Genomic DNA, 300 nt, shown 5'->3' with positions numbered 1-300 from the left:
AGTTACAGTTAAAGTAATATCGAAGGTGCCTACATCAGAACAGTCGAAACTGGTTTGACTCAATACCTCACTGGCAATACCACAGGCATCACTACTAGCAGCATTCAACACATCGGCCACCGCTAAAGATCCTGAACCTGAATTATCCAAGGTCACCGTGGTTGAAGTTACAGCATCCACTACCGGTGGAGTCGTATCTTCTACCGTTACAGAAATCGTCTTTTGCGTTTCATTAGAATTAACATCAGTTACAGTTAAAGTAATATCGAAGGTGCCTACATCAGAACAGTCGAAACTGGT

Annotated in this window: 1 protein-coding gene; it reads right to left on the bottom strand. The window is 42.7% G+C overall.

Annotated features, from left to right (window positions below):
- Positions 1 to 300 (bottom strand): hypothetical protein (locus ACNKXS_RS15280; protein ID WP_417921630.1); only part of this gene is annotated, 300 nt, incomplete at both ends.

It is taken from the genome of Christiangramia marina, from assembly GCF_048285865.1.
In the GTDB taxonomy this organism is placed as follows: domain Bacteria; phylum Bacteroidota; class Bacteroidia; order Flavobacteriales; family Flavobacteriaceae; genus Christiangramia; species Christiangramia marina.
This window is presented reverse-complemented; position numbering and strand designations above follow the sequence as displayed.